A 16,870-nucleotide genomic window follows, 5' to 3' on the forward strand; every position below is an offset into this window, starting at 1 on the left:
GTCGTGCGCTAACGCGACGGCGCGAAGAAAGCCCGCTAGGCCGATCCGCTAATTACAACTGCGATTCGATCGGCAGCCAGCCCAGCACGCGCGCCGTCGCGCGCAGCATCGGTCCGGCGTCGGGTTCGCGGTCCAGCTTGAGCGGCGGCCGGCTGGTTTCGTCCAACCACACCAGTCGGTCGTCGTCGCGCAGCAGCCGGTAGCTCAACGCGGGCGTAATCAGGCGCTCGTACTCGCGGCGCACCGACGCGCCCAGCTCGGCGTCGTCGAACAGCACGCCCATCTCGGTGTTGAGTTCGGCCGAGCGCGGGTCGAGGTTGAAGGAGCCGACGAATCCGCGCCGGCCGTCGACCACGAAGGCCTTGGTGTGCAGGCTGGCGCCGCTGCTGCCGAACAGGCTGCTGGCCGCGGGCGGTCCGCTGCGGCGGATCTCGTACAGGCGCACGCCGCCGGCGAGCAGGCGCTCGCGGTAGCGCGCATAGCCGCTGTGCACCGCCGGGACGTCGTTGGCAGCCAGGGAATTGGTCACCACGCCGACCTGCGCGCCCTTGCGCACCAGTCCCACCAGCCCGTCGGTGCCTTCGTCGCCGGGCACGAAGTAGGGCGAGATCAACAGCGCTTCCTGCTCGGTGGCGGCAAGCTTGGCGATCAGCTGATTCACCAGCCAATCGTCGCCACCGTCGCCGCGCTTGCGCACCGGATCGGCCACCACGCGCACGCCGTCGCTCCAGTGGATGTGGGTGTCCCAGGGTATGCCCAGCAGCGGCGAGCGCCAGACCCGTTGCAGGTAACGCTTGGCCTGGGCGCTCTTGGCGGCATCGTCCAGACCGGCGACGTAGGCCTGCAACGCCACGGGGTCCGCTTCGCCCAGCGCGGCGATGGGCACCACCGCCTCGCTGTTCCAATAGCGGTCGAAGATAGCGCTGGCGTCGGCCGCCGCCGGTCCCGCCAGCAGCAGATCGAGGTCGCGGAAGTTCACGTTGGCGTGGGCGTCGAAGTACTCGTCGCCGATGTTGCGCCCGCCGACCACCGCCACCCGTCCGTCGGCGATCCAGGCCTTGTTGTGCATGCGGCGGTTGATGCTGAAGAAGCGCTGCGCCATCTCGCGCAGGCGCTTGAGTCCGCTGCGATTGCGGAACGGGTTGTACAGGCGGATCTCGATATTGGGGTGCGCGTCCAGCACCATCAGCGCTGGATCGAGGCCCTTGGTGTTGATGTCGTCCAGCAGCAGGCGCACGCGCACGCCGCGCTCGGCGGCGGCGTAGACCTCGCGACCGAGCAGGCCGCCAACCAGGTCGTCGTGCCACATGTAGTACTGCAGATCGAGGCTGCGGCCGCTGGCGCGCGCGCTGGACGCGCGTGCGGCGAACGCTTCCAGGCCGCCGGGTATCACCAGCACGCCGGTCTTGCCCGGATGCGCCGCCAGCCGTGGCGCCAGCTCGCGGTCGATCGGAGTCTGCGCCGCTTGCAGGGGCAAGGTAGTGCTGGGCGCGCCGGTGGCGCGCGGCATCAGCCGGTCGGCCAGCAACACGCCGCTGACCACCAGCACCAACAAGGCGAACAGGCCCCAGCCCAGCCAGCGCAAGGACTTACGGATCGGCATCGGATCTCCTGGCGTAGCGGCCTGCGATGCGTCAGATGGTGCCGCAAAACCCGCGGCGATGGTGCGCCACGAACCGCGTCGGCATCAGGCCCGTTGCAGCAACGCCAGTACGAAGCTGGCGCTGGCGACTGCACAGGCCAGGGTGCGCACGTGGTTCCAGCGCGTCCAGTCGCGCCGATAACGCTGCCATACCGGCAGCGCCGCGTCGCCGGCGGAATCGACCGCGGCCAGCGCATTGTTGAGCGGCACGTTGAGCGCGACGGTACACACGAACATGCCGACGAAATGCACTGCGCCGCCGAGCAGCATGGCCGCGGCGCCGGGCGCGTCCCAGCGGGCCATCGCGATGCCGGCCAGGATCAGGCCGGCCAAGGTAGTGATCCAGAACAGCGGCATGAACCACGAGCGCAGGATCACGCGGTTGATCGCGTTCATCGCGGCGATGCCGGCGGCGGGCGCGATCGCGGCTAGGGCGCGCATGATGAAGCTCGAGAAGGCGAAGAACACGCCGCCGAGCAGGCCGCAGCCGATCGCGCCTATCCAGAGCGAGGCGGTGATAGCGGTGTCCATGCGGGCGTCTCCGGGCGCGGCAGGGCGCGCCGCAAGCAGCCGATCCTAGCGCGCGCGGTCGCCGTCCGCCTGTTTCTTGCGGGTGCCGGCGGCTTGCGGCGTCAGGCGATAGGGCACCAGGTACAGCTCCATGCTTTGCGCGCCGTCGCGCTGGGCGGAGTAGGCGAGGCGATCGCGTCGCGACCAGTCCAGCATCGGTCCGTAGCTGTCGGTCTCGCGGCTGTTCACGCTGAGCGGGAGCAGGCGGCCCGCCTCGTAGCGCTCGCCGTGGGCTGTCGCCAGGTAGAGATCGACGCGGTCGGTGCGGAAGTCCTGCGCGCGCGAGTAGACGATGCTGCGGTCGTCGGACAGATAGCTGGCGTCGAAATCGTGGGCGCTGGTGTTGATGCCGCCTTCAAGGCGATGCGCGGCAGCGAAGCCATCGCCCGCGCGACGCGCGACGTAGAGATCCAGGCCGCCGGCGCCACCGGCACGGTCGCTGGAAAACAGCAGACGCTGGCCGTCGGCCGATAGCATCGGCGCGTATTCCTTGGCGGCGCTGTTGACCGTGGCACCTAGATGTTCTGGCTCGCCGAAGCCGGTGGCGGTGACCGCGACGCGCCACAGGTCGTCGGCGCCCAGTCCGCCGGGACGGTCGGAGCAGAAGTACACGCTGCGGCCGTCGGCGGAAAACGCCGGATCGAAATCGCGGCCCGGCGAGTTGAACGGCACCGGCTCGGCCGCGCCCCAGCCCTGTGCGCCGCGACGCGACAGCCAGATGTCGTAACCGCCCGCGCCGCCCGGCCGGTCGCGGCTGAACCACAAGGCGGTGCGCCCGTCGGGACTGAGGGTGAGGCGGATCTCGGCGTAGCCGGTGGACGCGATGCCGGGCGCGAACAGCTGCGGAGCGCTGGGGAACTCGATGCCGGGCTCGGCGCCGGCAGCCGACGGCGGGTGCGACGCGGTGGCCTGGTCGTTGTCCGCGGCGGCCGGGCCTGTCACGGCGGCGAGCGTCAGCGCGCAGGCGTAGGCGCAGCGCCGCCATGTCGCGACGCGGGTGCTCATTGAACGCTTGCTCATGCCTTGCGCTCGAAATCGCTGGTCCAGTTGGTTTCCCAGGTCTTGCCGCCATCGTCGGAACAGGCCTGCTCCCAGCGCGCCGAGCGCGCGGTGATGCGCGACCACAGCACGCGGGTCTTGATCGGTTTGCCGTCCAAGGTGTCGTCGCCGATGAAGGTGCCCACGCCGTCGGCTGCGAAGCCGCCGCGCACGGGCGGCGCGATCGAGGTCGGCGTGCGGCCGTCCAGCCACCAGCTCAGCCATTGCTTCGCTTTGGGGTCGTAGGAGCGCAGGCCGATGCCGCGTACCGTCCCGCTGGGGAACTCGAACACGTTGTCGCCGACGTTGCCGTGGCCGCCCAGCACCGGCCAGTTACGCAGCGTGCCGCCGAACTGGTCCCAGTCCTGACTGCCGACCAGGCGCTTGCGCAGGCGGCGGTGGCTGACCTGCCAGTCGCCGACCAGGAAATCGAAATCGCGCGGTGCGTCGTCGGCCCTGGCCAGCGGCGTGGGCCGTGCCGCGGTGCGGGTGAAGTAGTTGCGCCAGTTCACCTCCCAACTGGCGCCGTCGTCGGGCGAGAACGCCTGTTCCCACCAAGGCTCCCGGCCGTGGACCTCGTGCCAGCGGAAGCGCATCACGATCGGCTTGCCGCGCAAGGTATCGCGGCCGACGAACTCGCCGTCGTCGCCGTGGAAACGGCCGCGCACCGGCGGATCGATATGCGTCGGATTGCGCCCGTCCAGCCACCAGATCGCCCACTGATCGCTGGCGGGGTCGTAGGCGCGCACGGTCATGCCGCGGTAGCGGTCGCCGGGCAGCTCGACGATGTTGTCGTCGACGCTGCCCAGGCCGCCCAGCGCCAGCCAGCAGGCGCTGCTGCCGGCGAAGTCCTGCCAGTCCTGGCTGCCGGTCAGGCGTTCCTTCAGGCGCCGGTGGCGCACGTCCCAGTTGCCGACCAGCCAGCGCCAGTCGTCGCTGTGCGGGCCCAGGCCGGCGGCGGCCGGCGCCGCGGATGTGGCCAGGCTCCAGGCGGGCAGTGCCAGCGCGGCGGCGCCGGCCAGGCCCAGGCCGACGAAGCGGCGGCGCGCGGGCGAACGGGGGCCGAGTGCGTCGTCGGCTGCGCTGGAGGGAGCGGACTGGGGCGAATCGGGGAGGAGGGGCATGCGCAGTCCGTGTGCCGATGGGCGAGGGTGGAGGCGGTCAGGATGGGCCGCGACGGGCGCGGTTGACGACCCGAATTCGCGGCGGCAGGCTAAGTCCTACTTATGGTCCAGCCGCATCGATTCCCCTCCCTGTCCGCGATCCGGGCCTTCGAATCGGCGGCCCGCCTGGGCAGCTTCGCCAAGGCCGCGCAGGAGCTGGACACCACGGCGGCCTCGGTCAGCTATCACGTACGCCGGCTCGAGGAGCAGATCGGCGTGGCCCTGTTCCGGCGCCATCCGCACCGGGTCGAACTGACCGAGTCGGGCGAACTGGTCGCGCGCGAGGCCATCGCCGCGTTCGCCGCCTTGCGCGCTAGCTTCATCCGCGCGGTCGATATCGACGAGTCGCGGCTGTCGCTGACCACCCTGCCGACGCTGGGCACCAGCTGGCTTACGCCCAAACTGGGGCGCTTCCGCGCGCGCCATGCGCAGATCGCGTTGGAACTGGACTTGTCGGTGGACGCGCAGGACCTGGGCGTCGGCCGCTACGACCTGGCGATCCGCAACGGCCACGGCCGCTGGCCCGGGTTGCAGGCGGTGGAGCTGTTCCCGGCCATCTTCATGCCCTTGTGCGCGCCCGCGTTGCGCGCGGCTGCGGCCGAACTCGGCGATCCGCGCCGGCCCTTGTCGGTGCCCTTGCTGGGGCGGCCGGATTGGTGGGCGCTGTGGTATCGCGCGCAGGGCCATGCCGAGGCGGCACCGCCCGGCGGCTTCGGCACGCATCTGTCGGCCGAGCACCTGGACGTGGCAGCGGCGGTCGCCGGCCACGGCATCGCGATCGGTTCGCCGATCCTGTTCCGCAACGAACTCGACGCCGGCCGCCTGGTGCCCGCGCACGATTTCGTCGCCGGCGACGGGCGCGCGTTCTGGCTCACTTATCCCAGCGCACGTCAGCACAGCCGCAAGATCGCGCATTTCCGGCAATGGCTGGGCGAGGAGGTCGCACGCGACCGCGACGCGGCGCAGGCCTATCTGCGGCGCGCGGTGATCGTCGAGCCCTGAGTTTCATCCGGTGCGCCGCCTAGCGGTCGTGCGGCATCGGCTCATGCAAAGAAAAGCCCGGCATTGGCCGGGCTTTTCGGGTGACGCATCGATGGCAGGTTCAGCGCGCCGGCGTGTAGCGCAAGGTCAGGAACCACTCGCGGCCGGGCTGGTTGTAGAACGAGATGGTTTCGTAATCGCGGTCGAACACGTTGGCCACGCGCGCCTGCAGCGACCACGACGGCGTGAACGCGTATTCGGCGCGCAGGTCCAGCGTGCCGTAGCCGGCGACGGTGCGGCTGTTGGCGACGTCGTCGTAGCGCGCGCCGGAGGCGACCGCGGTGAGGCCGAAGCGGAAGTCGCCGAAGGCGCGGTCGATGTCCACGCGCGCGCTGCGCTTGGCGCGGCGCGGCAGGTCGTTGCCGGCGAAGAAGCCGACGCGGTTCTCGCTGTCGAGGAAGCTGGCGCTGGCGGCCACGGTCCACTCGGCGACGGTGGTGTCGATGCCGATCTCGGCGCCGCGCACGCGTGCGCGCTCGATGTTGTTGGGCAGGAAGATCGACGCGTCGTAGGCGATCAGGTCGTCGACCTGGGTGCTGAACCCGTCGATGCGCGCATTGAAGCGCTCGCCGCGGTAGGCCAGGCCCAGTTCCCAGGTCTTGGATTCTTCCGGACGCAGCGCGGGGTTGCCGAAGAAGGGGTAGTACAGCTCGTTGAAGGTCGGCGCCTTGAACGCGGTGCCGTAGCCGGCGGTCACGCGCCAATGCTCGGCGAAGCCCAGGCCCCAGGCGATGCTGCCGGTGGTGTGGCCGCCGAACTGGTCGTTGTCGTCGCGGCGCAGGCTGGCCTCGAGCGACTGCGCCCCGAAGCGCCCCTGGTACTGGACGAAACCGGCGCGGTTGTCGCGCTCGTTCTTGTCGTAGGCGGTGTCGCTGTCGGCGTGGTCGCGCAGCCAGTCGAAGCCGACGCTCAACAGTTGGCCCTCGCCGATGCCGAAATCGGTCTGCGCGGTCAAGCTGTCGCGGTTGGTGACGAAATAGCCGTTGGCGACGTTGCCGAGGAAGTTGTCGGACTCGTCGCGGTTGCGGCCGGCGCTGACCTGCAGGCTCACCGTTTCGGAAGGGCGCCAGGTCGCCTTGGCACCGATCACCTGCTGCACGATCTCGGAATAGTTGACGAAGCTGCCGTCGTATTCGTTCGCGCCCTCGGCGCGCAGCGCGTGGCCTTCGAAGCTCAGCGTGTCGGTGGCGTCGAAACCGCCGCGCAGCGACAGCGAGCGGTTGCGGTAACCGTCGCGGTCGGGCTCTTCGGTGAAGCAGCCGGCGAACAGGGTGCTGGAACCGTTGCAGGCGTTGATGCCGTCGGTGCGCTGGTAGGCGGCGTCGGCGCCGAACCAGCCGCGGCCGATGCGGCCGCCGATGCCGGCGCTCGCCTCGCGGCCGCCATGGCTGCCGACGGTGACGCTGCCGCGCGGGGCGACCGCGTCGCGGTCGCGGCGGGTGAAGATCTGGATCACGCCGCCGATGGCGTCGGCGCCGTACAGGCTGGAACGCGGGCCGCGCACGATTTCGACGCGGTCGATCAGCGCCATCGGCAGGTCCTGGAACGAGGCCAGGCCGGAGGTCGCCGAGCCCATGCGGATGCCGTCGACCAGCACCAGCACGTGGTCGGTCTCGCTGCCGCGCAGCGACAGCGTGGTCAGCTTGCCCAGGCCGCCCTGGTTGCCGATCGAAATGCCGGCGCGGCCGCGCAGCAGGTCGGGCAGCGAGCGCGCCTGGCTGCGCGCGATGTCCTCGTGGGTGATCACTTCCACCGGCGACAGCGCGTCGTTGGCGCTGATCGCGGTGCGGGTGGCGGTGACCACGACGTCGTCCAGGTCGGTGGCGTCGTCATGGGGCTGGGCCTGGGCCAGGGCGGGCAGGGCGAGGGCGGCGGCGATGGCCAGGGACAGCTTGGGAACACGCATGAGCAAACTCCAGGGGCGCGGCGGTCTTGCCGCGCCGTCGATCCAGGGAGTTGCGAGGAGAGGGGCAGGGGCCGCGAGCGGGCGTGGGACACGCCGACGTCGCCGCCGCGACGCCCTCCGCATCGCAACCAGTCGCGCGTCGGGGCCGGTCTCCGGACTCGCGAGCCGGGGCCGTAGCCCCGCCCGCGGCGCCTTCCCGTGCTCAGCACAGTGGCGGTTGCCGCGGTCGTCTCGCTTACCGTTGCGGGGGCAGTGCCGGGCTGGCCCGATCGCGCTGTACCAGCGCTGGGACGTCACCGGCTTCCCGTTTCAACCCTGACGGCGGATGCCGGGGGTCACCTCGAAGCGCGCGCAGTCTACGGCATTGGGGGGCTGGGGCCAAAAAGCAGCCCTCATCCGGTCCTTCGGGCCACCCTCTGCCGCCACTGTCGGTGTCCTGAGCCCTGCTCCCTTGGGAGAAGGGTTGGGATGAGGGTTCGGCGCGAGCGAGTGCCTCCAACTCGATCTCGGACCCTCATCCGGCGCTACGCGCCACCTTCTCCCGAGCGAGAAGGGAAAAGCCAAGGCAACCGAGCCCGTGGGATGTGGTGAGCCAAGGGCGAACCGCATCAATGCTGCGCGCCGCAGCGCAATAGCGCCCGGTCCCAGCGCAAAAACGAGGCCGCCTTACTCCCGCTCTTCCGCCTCGTCGCGCCCCTCGCCCGCCGGCTCGTCGTCGAACCCGTCGTCGTAGGACGGCGGCATCGCCACCGTGTCCTCGGTCAGCACCGTGGTGCGCACCGGCGCGGCGGCCGGGCGGTTGCGCGGTGCCGGCAGCAGGGCGGTGGCGGCTTCGGCGGCGGCGATGAGTTCGTTGCGGCGCTGGTCCGGAATCTCCTGCCAATGGCAGTCCAGCAGCGCGCCCTCGATCGCATAGAGCAGGTTGAGGGTGGGCTTGAAGCCGGCGCGCTTGACGCGCATGAAAGCCTCGACCGTGCCGATCGCGGCGATGTCCTCGTGCGAGCGCAGGCCGACCTGGCGCAGCCAGGCCGCGCTCTTGGGGCCGATGTTGCGCAGCTTGGCCGCGCTCATCGCAGCGACTCCACGAAGGCCTGCGCGATCGCTTCCAGGCCGCGCTGGTCGTCGGCATCGAAGCGCTCCAGCTTGGGGCTGTCCAGGTCGAACACGCCGATCAGTTCGCCGTTCAAGGACAAAGGCACCACCAGCTCGGAGTTCGATGCCGAATCGCAGGCGATGTGCCCCGGGAAGCGGTGCACGTCGGCGATGCGCTGGGTCTGCCCGGTCGAGGCCGCGGCGCCGCACACGCCCTTGTCCAGCGGGATGCGGATGCAGGCCGGCAGGCCCTGGAAGGGGCCGACCACCAGCTCGCGGCCGTCGTAGAAGTAGAAGCCGACCCAGTTGAGGTCCGGCAGGGCGTGATAGACCAGCGCCGACAGATTGGCCGCGTTGGCGACACGGTCGCGCTCGCCCTCGATCAGGGCGCGCGCCTGGGCCAGGAGCAGGTCGTATTGTTCCGGCTTGCTGCCGGACAGAGGGTTGGCGGCGAACATACCGCGAGTGTAGCAGCGGCACGCCCGGGCATTACCATGGCCGGATACCGCCCCCCGAAGTCCGCCGCCGAGGATGCCGATGACCGAGCCTGGCCCGACCTTGCCCGCCTTCCGCGAACGCGGCCATCAGGTCACGCGGCTGGAAAGCTTCGTCGACGCCGCGTTCGCGTTCTCGCTGACGATGCTGGTGATCCTGTTCAACGAATTGCCCGACACCGTCGCCGAACTGCGCGAGGCCTTGCGGCGGGTGCCGACCTTCGTGTTCTGCTTCGTGCTGATCGCGCTGTTCTGGGGCGCGCACAACCGCTGGAGCCGCCGCTACGGTCTCGACGACGGCCGTTCGATCGTGCTCAGCCTGGCGCTGGTGCTGGTGGTGATGATCTACGTCTATCCGCTGCGCATGGTGGTATCCAGCGCGATGTCGATGTTCACCGGCGGCTGGGTCAAGAGCGAACTGGGCATCGACCCCGCGCATTGGAACGCCGACCTGCAGACCGCCTTCATGGTCTACGCCACCGGCTTCGGCCTGCTGTCGTGGATCGTGTGCGAACTCAACCGCCACGCGCTGCGCCACGCCGAGCGCTTGGGCTTGAGCGAGGGCGAGCGCTACGAAACCCGCACCGAGATCGGCCTGCACTGGATCCTGACCGGCAGCGCGGTGGTGAGCCTGCTGCTGAGCCTGCTGGCCTTGTCCTTCGGCGAAAGCCCGCCGCGCCTGGTCGCGGCGCTGCCGGTGTGGGTGTACATGGCGCTGGGCGCGGCGATGCCGGCCTACGCGATCCGGCGCGGCCGCGCATGGTCGGCACGCCAGACCGGCGGAGCCGCCGCTTGAGCGCACGCAGCTATTTCGTCACCGGCACCGACACCGGCATCGGCAAGTCGGTGGCCAGCGCCACGTTGCTGCACGCGCTGCGCGCGCAGGGCCTGCGCGCGGTCGGCATGAAGCCCGTCGCCAGCGGCTGCGAGGTCACGCCGCAGGGCCTGCGCAACGAAGATGCCTTGCTGCTGCAGGCCGCCAGCGCGCCCGTGCCGGACTACGCCGACATCAACCCCTACGCCCTGCGCGCGCCGCTGGCGCCGGAGCTGGCGGCCGCCGACGACGGCGTCGAGATCGCCCTGCCGGTGCTGCTGAGCGCGTACCGGCGCCTGGCCGCGCAGGCCGACGCGGTGGTGGTGGAGGGCGTGGGCGGCTGGGCCGCGCCGCTGTCGGCTGGCCTGGACCAGGCCGAGCTGGCGCGCGCGCTGGAGGCGCAGGTGGTGTTGGTGGTCGGATTGCGGCTAGGCTGCATCAACCACGCGCGCCTGACTGCGCGCGCGATCGAGGCCGAGGGGCTGCCTCTGATCGGCTGGATCGCCAATGAGATGGACCCTCATATGGACCGCCGCGACGACAATTTCCGTTTGTTGCAAGACCGCCTGCGCGTGCCGTGCTGGGGCCGGCTGCCGTATGCGCCTCAACCCGATCCGCTGCGTTTTTCGCCCCGGCTGCAGGTGCCGTAAGCGCCCGGCTCCCGTGACTTTGTGGGGGGGGGGGCGGCGGGCGGACTGTTAGACTTTTCGTAGGAACTTGCACGATCAACCGAGCGCTCGCGCTCTAGACAACGATGGAACCGGAGTCTTACCCATGATCATGATCCCGCGTTCGGCGGCCCTGGCCTTCGCACTGGCCCTTGCCCTCACTGCTTGCGGCGGTGGCGAAGAACAAGCCGGCGGCGTGCCGCCCCCGCCGGAGTTGGGCGTGATCAAGGTGCAGCCGGCGAGCGTGCCGCTGCAGAAGGATCTGGTCGGCCGCCTGGCCGCGTATCGCAGCGCCGACGTGCGCGCGCGCGTGCCGGGCGTGCTGCAGCGCCGCGTCTACGCCGAAGGCAGCGACGTGCGCGAGGGCCAGGTGCTGTTCGAAATCGATCCGGCGCAGATGCAGGCCGAAGTCGGCCAGGCCCAGGCCTCGCTGGCCTCGGCGCAAGCCAACTACGCCAACGCCAAGGCCGCCGCCGACCGCGCGCGCCGCCTGGCGCCGGAGAAGTTCATCTCGCGCTCCGACCTGGACAACGCGCTGGCCGCCGAACGCAGCGGTTCGGCGGCGGTGAAGCAGGCCGAGGCGGCGCTGGCCAATTCGCGCATCAACCTGGGTTACGCCACCGTGCGTTCGCCGATCAACGGCCGCGCCGGCAAGCAGCAGGTCACCGAGGGCGCGCTGGTCGGGCAGGGCACGCCGACGCTGCTGACCACGGTCGATCAGATCGACCAGCTGTACGTGAACTTCTCGCTCAGCGTGTCGGAACTGGAACAGATCCGCCGCGCCCAGGGCGGACAGGCGCAGGGCGAGACCCAGGTGCAGGTGGTGCTGCCCGACGGCACCGTCTACCAGCGCCCGGGCACGATGGATTTCTCCGGCGACGTGGTCGATCCGGCCACCGGCGCGATCGCGCTGCGCGCACGCGTGCCCAACCCCGACAAGACCCTGCTGCCCGGCACCTACGTGACCCTGAAGGCCACGCTGGGCAACCAGGCCAATGCGTTCCTGGTGCCGCAGGCGGCGCTGCAGCGCGACGCCGGCGGCTCCTACATGCTGGTGGTGGGCGCCGACGGCAAGGTCGCGCGCAAGGGCGTGACCGCCGACCGCAGCCAGGGCGGCAACTGGGTGATCAGCAACGGCCTGGCCGCGGGCGACCAGGTGGTGGTCTCCGGCATCCAGCGCGCGGTGCCGGGCGAGGCGGCCAAGGCCACGCCCTGGCAGCCCGAGGGCAAGAAGGACCAGCCTGCCGCAGGCGCGGCGCCCGCCGCCAAGGACTGAGCGACCGCCATGTCCAGATTCTTCATCAATCACCCGGTGTTCGCCTGGGTCATCGCGATCCTGATCACGCTCGGCGGCGTGCTCGCGATCTTCAACCTCGGCGTCGAGTCCTATCCCAACATCGCCCCGCCGCAGGTGGGCATCTCGGCCAGCTACCCCGGCGCCAGCGCCGAAACCGCCGAAGGCGCGGTCACCCAGGTGATCGAGCAGCAGCTGACCGGTATCGACAACCTCGATTACTTCAGCTCCTCGTCCAGCGCCTCGGGCGGCTCCTCGATCACCCTGACCTTCGCGCCCGGCACCGATCCTGATATCGCCCAGGTGCAGGTGCAGAACAAGGTCGCCCTGGCGACGCCGCGACTGCCGGAAGAAGTGACCCGGCAGGGCGTGGTGGTGGCCAAGTCGAATTCGAACTTCCTGATGGTGGTGGCGCTGCGTTCGGAAAATCCGGGCGTGGACACCAACGCGCTCAGCGACATGATCGGTTCGCGCGTGCTCGACCAGATCGCGCGCGTGCCCGGCGTGGGCAGCACCCAGCAGTTCGGCAGCGAATACGCCATGAACATCTGGCTCAACCCCGAGCAGCTGCAGGGCTACGGTCTGTCGGCGACCCAGGTGCTGAGCGCGGTGCGCGGCCAGAACGTGCAGTTCGCGGCCGGTTCGATCGGCGCCGAGCCCTCGCCGCAGGAGCAGGCCTACACCGCCACGGTCTCCGCCGAGGGTCGCTTCAGCACGCCCGAGGAGTTCGGCAACATCATCCTGCGCGCCAACGCCGACGGCACTACGGTGCGCTTGAAGGACGTGGCCCGGATCAAGATCGGTTCGCAGTCCTACGGCTTCGAAGCGCGCTGGAACGGCGCCCCGACCGGCGCCTTCGCCGTGCTGCTCAGCCCCGGCGCCAACGCCCTGGGCGTGGCCGAGGCGGTGCGCAAGCGCATGGACGAGCTGCAGACCAGCTTCCCGCAGGGCGTGAAGTGGTTCTCGCCCTACGACACCTCGACCTTCGTGCGCATCTCGGTGGAGGAGGTCGTCAAGACCCTGCTCGAGGCGATCGTGCTGGTGTTCCTGGTGATGCTGATCTTCCTGCAGAACTTCCGCGCCACCCTGATCCCGACCCTGGTCATCCCGATCGCGCTGATGGGCACGTTCCTGGGCATGTACATCCTCGGGTTCACCATCAACCAGCTCAGCCTGTTCGGCATGGTGCTGGCGATCGGCATCGTGGTGGACGACGCGATCGTGGTGATCGAGAACGTCGAACGCATCATGACCGAGGAGGGCTTGAACGCCCGCCAGGCCACGATCAAGGCGATGAGCCAGATCAGCGGCGCGGTGGTGGCAATCACCGTGGTGCTGGCGGCGGTGTTCATCCCCAGCGCGTTCCAGGGCGGTTCGGCCGGCGAGATCTACAAACAGTTCGCGATCACCATCGCCATGGCGATGGCGTTCTCCGCGTTCCTCGCGCTGGGTTTCACCCCGGCGCTGTGCGCGAGCATGCTCAAGCCGACCGAGCACCATAAGTCCAACTTCGTCTTCCGCGCCTTCAACACGGTCTACAACAAGGTCGCCAACACCTACGTCGGCCACATCGGCAGCGCGGTCAAGCACGCGCCGCGCTGGATGGCGGTGTTCGTGGCGCTGGCGGTGTTGTGCGGTTTCCTGTTCACCCGCCTGCCGGGCAGCTTCCTGCCCGAAGAGGACCAGGGTTACGCGCTGGCGCTGGTGCAGCTGCCGCCGGGCGCGACCATGCGCCGCACCCAGGCCGTGTTCGACGACATGCGCAAGGCCCTGGAGAAGCAGGAGGGCTACGACGGCATGATGGAAGTGGCCGGCTTCAGCTTCGTCGGTCAGGGCGAGAACATGGGCATGGCCTTCATTCGCCTGAAGCCCTGGGGCGAGCGCAAGGTCGACGCGAGTACCTTCATCCAGACCACCTACGGCACCTTGGCCGGCATCCGCGACGCGCAGATCTTCGTGATCAACCTGCCCACCGTGAGCGGCCTGGGTTCGTTCGGCGGCTTCGACATGTACCTGCAGGACCGCGGCGGCAAGGGCCGCGAGGCCCTGGCCGAGGCGCGCAATATCCTGTTGGGCAAGGCCGGCGAGAACAAGGCGCTGACCGGCGTGCGTCCGAACACGCAGGAAGATTCGCCGCAGCTCAAGCTCGACGTCGACCGCGTGCAGGCGCAGGCCATGGGCCTGTCGGTGAACGACATCTACAGCTCGATCCAGCTGATGCTGGCGCCGGTCTACGTCAACGACTTCGTCGACAACGGCCGCATCAAGCGCGTGACCATGCAGGCCGACGCGCAGTACCGCACCGGTCCGGAAGCCTTGAGCCGCTTCTACACGCCCAACCCGTCGGCGGCGACCAACGTCGACGGCAGCGCGGCGGACGTCACCACCAACGCGATGATTCCGCTGACCAACGTGGTCCACAGCAAGTGGATCATGGCCTCGCCCTCGCTGACCCGTTACAACGGTTACTCGGCGGTCGAGATCGTGGGTTCGCAGGCGCCGGGACACAGCTCGGGCGAGGCCATGAACGCGATGCAGGCGATCGTGGACAACGACCTGCCGGAAGGTTTCGGCTACGACTGGACCGGCCAGTCCTATCAGGAAATCCTGTCGGGCAATCAGGCGCCGATGCTGATGGCGCTATCGATCCTGGTGGTGTTCCTGTGCCTGGCGGCCTTGTACGAAAGCTGGTCGGTGCCGGTGGCGGTGTTGCTGGTGGTGCCGCTGGGCGTGCTCGGCGCGGTGGTGTTCTCGTTGCTGCGCGGTCTGCCCAACGACATCTACTTCAAGATCGGCCTGATCACGGTGATCGGTCTGGCGGCGAAGAACGCGATCCTGATCGTGGAGTTCGCGATCGAGCAGCGGCAGGCGGGCAAGACCTTGCGCGAGGCTACGATCGAGGCCTGCAAGCTACGGTTCCGTCCGATCCTGATGACGTCGTTCGCGTTCATCATGGGCGTGATTCCGCTGGCGATCTCTTCGGGCGCGGGCGCCAATTCGCGTCATGCGATCGGCACCGGCGTGATCGGCGGCATGATCTTCGCGACCTTCCTGGGCGTGCTGTTGATCCCGGTGTTCTATGTGGTGGTGCGCCGGATCCTGGGCGACAAGTTGGACGAGGCGCCGAAGATCGTGCGTCACGACGACGAGCCGCCGGTGGTCAAGCCGGCGACTTGAGTCGCGACGCGATGAACGAAAAGCCCGCCGAAAGGCGGGTTTTTTTTGACGCGCATTTGTCGCGTCACTTCCGAGCGTTTCAGCCCGTGTCGCCCGCAACAGCACTATCTCCCTGTAGGAGCGGCGTGAGCCGCGACCGCGAATCCCGGTTACCGCGCCTGTCCGGCTCCGATAGCCTCCAAACTCCGGCGTCGCGCTTTTAGCTCCCTCCTTTAACAAAGGAGGGTTGGGGAGGATTTGCTTTTGTTGTTGCTCTGCTGCTTCTGACCGAAGGTCAAAGGCTTCCGCCTGCTGCGCATGCGGGTCACTTTCTCTTGCTAGCCCAAGAGAAAGTAACCAAAGAGAAGGGCTTGAGCCCAGAGCTCCCGTGTGGCTTCGGTTCTGGCGCGGGGATTTTTCGATAAGACATCCCTGTCTTATCGAAAAACGGCGCGCGTCCTGCGCGCCGCCCTCCGGGTCTGGGAATGGTCGTGTGGCTTCGGTTCTATGGACTTCAATGCCGGAGCACACTCAACGGCAACGGCAACGGCAACGGCAACGGCAACGGCAACGGCAACGGCAACGGCGGGCGCTGCGACGCAATCGTGCCGCCGAATTCCAGCCAACAAAAAACCCGGTAGCTCGCGCTACCGGGTTTCGTGTCCGTCGGGGGTACGACGAGGAGAGAGACGTTGCGGATTACTTGGCGGCGACCTTGGCGGTGGCGGCCTTGGTGGCCTTCTCGACGTTGGCCTGGGTGGTCTTGGCGGCCGACTCGATCTGCGACTTGGCCAGCTCGCCGATGGCTTCGTTGGCCTTCAGGGTGCGGCCGAAGACTTCCTGGTTGGTGCTGACGGCGCGCTCGACGTTCTCGCGGGCGACCTGCACGCCCTTCGGCCACAGGGTCTTGAGGGCGTCGAAGTCGCGGGCTTCGGCGGCTTCGCCGAAGAAAGCGAAGGTGGCGTTGACACGGTCTTCGATCGCGGCCAGCTGCAGGCCGAACACGGCCTCGGCGTTGTCGAGGGTCAGACGGTTGACCTGAGCAGCCGTGTCAGCGAACTGACGCGTCGCGGCGGCGAACTGCTCGTTGAACTGCTGGTACATGGCGTGCTCCTGAGATTCGGGTGGTCCGGGCAGGGATCGCTCGGATTGTGCGGTGCAGCATAATCCCGGCTTTGTTGCGATGCAACATCGAACCGACGAACGGTTGCCGGCTGTTCATTCAGCCTTTTCAATCAATGGCTTGCGTGCGCCGCGGGCATCCGGCGCGGCTCAGGATCGACCGCGGCCATGACCGCGCGATGACGGACGGCGGCGCCGGGCCGCCGTTCCAGGGGCTCAGCCGCGGTAGCGGCAGCCGGAGGTGCAGGTCTCGTGGACCACGATCTCGCTCAGCAGCGGCAGCGCCGGCTTCAGGCGCTCCCAGATCCACACCGCCAGCCGCTCGCTGGTCGGATTTTCCAGGCCGGGGATGTCGTTGAGGTAGTGGTGGTCGAGCTGGTCGTACAGCGGTTGGAACGCCTTTTTGACGTCGCCGAAGTCCATCACCCAGCCGCTGTGCTCGCCCAGCTCGCCTTCCAGGTGCACCTCGACCCGGAACGAATGGCCGTGCAGGCGCGCGCACTTATGGCCTTCCGGTACGTTCGGCAGCCGGTGCGCGGCTTCCAGGGTAAAGACCTTGTAGATGTTCATGGCGTCATTGTGCGGCAAGCCGCCTGGGTCGGCGATCCGGCCGGCGAAGGGGCGTATGGGGCGGCGGATACGAAAAAGCCCGCGGCTGCGGGCTTTGACTGCGGCGCGTGCGGCGCCTGGAACGATGGTGGCTATGGGTGGACTCGAACCACCGACCCCAGCATTATGAGTGCTGTGCTCTAACCGGCTGAGCTACATAGCCACGGGGAACCGCGAATTATTCATGCCGGGACGGGTGCCGTCAATCGTTCCGGGCCGGCTTGTCGTCGGGCGGGGGCCGTGGCAGAGTCGGACGCAGTG

General features: G+C 68.9%; 15 protein-coding genes, 1 tRNA gene and 1 riboswitch. Of the genes, 6 read left to right on the top strand and 10 right to left on the bottom strand.

Annotated features, from left to right (window positions below):
* Positions 1-52: 52 nt before the first annotated feature.
* From LVB77_RS04555 to LVB77_RS04570, 4 genes are all read right to left on the bottom strand, one after another.
* Positions 53-1,603, bottom strand: a complete 1,551-nt coding sequence (locus LVB77_RS04555; RefSeq protein ID WP_232909028.1) for a phospholipase D family protein — start codon at positions 1,601-1,603, stop codon at positions 53-55.
* 84 nt (positions 1,604-1,687) lie between these two features.
* Positions 1,688-2,173 (bottom strand): anthrone oxygenase family protein, encoded by a 486-nt coding sequence (locus tag LVB77_RS04560; RefSeq protein WP_232909029.1) that lies wholly within the window; start codon positions 2,171-2,173, stop codon positions 1,688-1,690.
* Positions 2,174-2,218: 45 nt separating this feature from the next.
* A complete protein-coding gene (locus tag LVB77_RS04565) occupies positions 2,219-3,232 on the bottom strand; it encodes a hypothetical protein (protein ID WP_232909030.1) in 1,014 nt (337 codons plus the stop codon).
* Positions 3,229-4,374, bottom strand: coding sequence for a hypothetical protein (locus LVB77_RS04570; RefSeq protein WP_232909031.1), 1,146 nt, complete (start codon positions 4,372-4,374; stop codon positions 3,229-3,231). The genes LVB77_RS04565 and LVB77_RS04570 overlap by 4 nt, the downstream gene beginning before the upstream one ends.
* A gap of 102 nt (positions 4,375-4,476) precedes the next feature.
* Here LVB77_RS04570 and LVB77_RS04575 point away from each other — a divergent pair, with 102 nt between their 5' ends.
* Positions 4,477-5,415, top strand: coding sequence for a LysR substrate-binding domain-containing protein (locus LVB77_RS04575; protein WP_232909032.1), 939 nt, complete (start codon positions 4,477-4,479; stop codon positions 5,413-5,415).
* Positions 5,416-5,515: 100 nt separating this feature from the next.
* Here LVB77_RS04575 and btuB read toward each other — a convergent pair whose 3' ends face one another.
* The 3 genes from btuB to LVB77_RS04590 form a co-directional block, all read right to left on the bottom strand.
* Positions 5,516-7,360: a TonB-dependent vitamin B12 receptor gene (gene btuB / locus LVB77_RS04580; RefSeq protein WP_232909033.1), complete on the bottom strand. Its 1,845-nt coding sequence runs from the start codon at positions 7,358-7,360 to the stop codon at positions 5,516-5,518.
* Between the two features lie 125 nt (positions 7,361-7,485).
* Positions 7,486-7,718, bottom strand: a riboswitch (cobalamin riboswitch).
* Positions 7,719-8,026: 308 nt separating this feature from the next.
* A complete protein-coding gene (locus LVB77_RS21325; protein WP_343226222.1) occupies positions 8,027-8,431 on the bottom strand; it encodes a TfoX/Sxy family protein in 405 nt (134 codons plus the stop codon).
* Entirely contained in the window at positions 8,428-8,910 is a 483-nt protein-coding gene (locus LVB77_RS04590; protein ID WP_232909034.1) for a GAF domain-containing protein, read from the bottom strand. Before LVB77_RS04590 ends, LVB77_RS21325 begins: the two co-directional genes overlap by 4 nt.
* 79 nt (positions 8,911-8,989) lie before the next feature.
* Between LVB77_RS04590 and LVB77_RS04595 the strand changes: the two genes are divergently transcribed.
* The 5 genes from LVB77_RS04595 (at position 8,990) to LVB77_RS04615 (ending at position 15,519) form a co-directional block, all read left to right on the top strand.
* On the top strand, positions 8,990-9,742 hold the full coding sequence (locus LVB77_RS04595) for a DUF1211 domain-containing protein (protein WP_232909035.1): 753 nt from the start codon (positions 8,990-8,992) through the stop codon (positions 9,740-9,742).
* Complete coding sequence (bioD, locus tag LVB77_RS04600) at positions 9,739-10,410, top strand: dethiobiotin synthase (protein ID WP_232909036.1); 672 nt, start codon at positions 9,739-9,741, stop codon at positions 10,408-10,410. The genes LVB77_RS04595 and bioD overlap by 4 nt, the downstream gene beginning before the upstream one ends.
* 124 nt (positions 10,411-10,534) lie before the next feature.
* Positions 10,535-11,704: an efflux RND transporter periplasmic adaptor subunit gene (locus tag LVB77_RS04605; RefSeq protein WP_232909037.1), complete on the top strand. Its 1,170-nt coding sequence runs from the start codon at positions 10,535-10,537 to the stop codon at positions 11,702-11,704.
* Between the two features lie 9 nt (positions 11,705-11,713).
* Positions 11,714-14,899 (top strand): multidrug efflux RND transporter permease subunit, encoded by a 3,186-nt coding sequence (locus LVB77_RS04610; protein WP_232909038.1) that lies wholly within the window; start codon positions 11,714-11,716, stop codon positions 14,897-14,899.
* Positions 14,900-15,363: 464 nt separating this feature from the next.
* The gene (locus LVB77_RS04615; protein WP_232909039.1) at positions 15,364-15,519 is read left to right on the top strand and encodes a hypothetical protein; all 156 of its coding nucleotides are present in this window, start codon (positions 15,364-15,366) and stop codon (positions 15,517-15,519) included.
* A 58-nt stretch (positions 15,520-15,577) separates the two neighbouring features.
* Here LVB77_RS04615 and LVB77_RS04620 read toward each other — a convergent pair whose 3' ends face one another.
* From LVB77_RS04620 to LVB77_RS04630, 3 genes are all read right to left on the bottom strand, one after another.
* Positions 15,578-15,982: a phasin family protein gene (locus LVB77_RS04620; RefSeq protein ID WP_232909040.1), complete on the bottom strand. Its 405-nt coding sequence runs from the start codon at positions 15,980-15,982 to the stop codon at positions 15,578-15,580.
* Positions 15,983-16,216: 234 nt separating this feature from the next.
* On the bottom strand, positions 16,217-16,570 hold the full coding sequence (gene queD / locus LVB77_RS04625) for a 6-carboxytetrahydropterin synthase QueD (RefSeq protein ID WP_232909041.1): 354 nt from the start codon (positions 16,568-16,570) through the stop codon (positions 16,217-16,219).
* Positions 16,571-16,695: 125 nt separating this feature from the next.
* Positions 16,696-16,772: transfer RNA gene (locus tag LVB77_RS04630), tRNA-Met, on the bottom strand.
* Between the last annotated feature and the right edge of the window lie 98 nt (positions 16,773-16,870).

Source organism: Lysobacter sp. 5GHs7-4, assembly GCF_021284765.1.
Taxonomy (GTDB): Bacteria; Pseudomonadota; Gammaproteobacteria; order Xanthomonadales; family Xanthomonadaceae; genus Lysobacter.

Bases quoted from the DNA above. Each gene is read 5' to 3' on its own strand.
- queD (WP_232909041.1), bottom strand. From the start codon at position 16,570: ATGAACATCTACAAGGTCTTTACCCTGGAAGCCGCGCACCGGCTGCCG.
- LVB77_RS04555 (WP_232909028.1), bottom strand. From the start codon at position 1,603: ATGCCGATCCGTAAGTCCTTGCGCTGGCTGGGCTGGGGCCTGTTCGCC.
- LVB77_RS04595 (WP_232909035.1), top strand. From the start codon at position 8,990: ATGACCGAGCCTGGCCCGACCTTGCCCGCCTTCCGCGAACGCGGCCAT.
- LVB77_RS04575 (WP_232909032.1), top strand. From the start codon at position 4,477: ATGGTCCAGCCGCATCGATTCCCCTCCCTGTCCGCGATCCGGGCCTTC.
- LVB77_RS04620 (WP_232909040.1), bottom strand. From the start codon at position 15,982: ATGTACCAGCAGTTCAACGAGCAGTTCGCCGCCGCGACGCGTCAGTTC.
- LVB77_RS04615 (WP_232909039.1), top strand. From the start codon at position 15,364: ATGGTCGTGTGGCTTCGGTTCTATGGACTTCAATGCCGGAGCACACTC.
- btuB (WP_232909033.1), bottom strand. From the start codon at position 7,360: ATGCGTGTTCCCAAGCTGTCCCTGGCCATCGCCGCCGCCCTCGCCCTG.
- LVB77_RS04605 (WP_232909037.1), top strand. From the start codon at position 10,535: ATGATCATGATCCCGCGTTCGGCGGCCCTGGCCTTCGCACTGGCCCTT.
- LVB77_RS04590 (WP_232909034.1), bottom strand. From the start codon at position 8,910: ATGTTCGCCGCCAACCCTCTGTCCGGCAGCAAGCCGGAACAATACGAC.
- LVB77_RS04610 (WP_232909038.1), top strand. From the start codon at position 11,714: ATGTCCAGATTCTTCATCAATCACCCGGTGTTCGCCTGGGTCATCGCG.
- LVB77_RS21325 (WP_343226222.1), bottom strand. From the start codon at position 8,431: ATGAGCGCGGCCAAGCTGCGCAACATCGGCCCCAAGAGCGCGGCCTGG.
- LVB77_RS04565 (WP_232909030.1), bottom strand. From the start codon at position 3,232: ATGAGCAAGCGTTCAATGAGCACCCGCGTCGCGACATGGCGGCGCTGC.
- LVB77_RS04560 (WP_232909029.1), bottom strand. From the start codon at position 2,173: ATGGACACCGCTATCACCGCCTCGCTCTGGATAGGCGCGATCGGCTGC.
- LVB77_RS04570 (WP_232909031.1), bottom strand. From the start codon at position 4,374: ATGCCCCTCCTCCCCGATTCGCCCCAGTCCGCTCCCTCCAGCGCAGCC.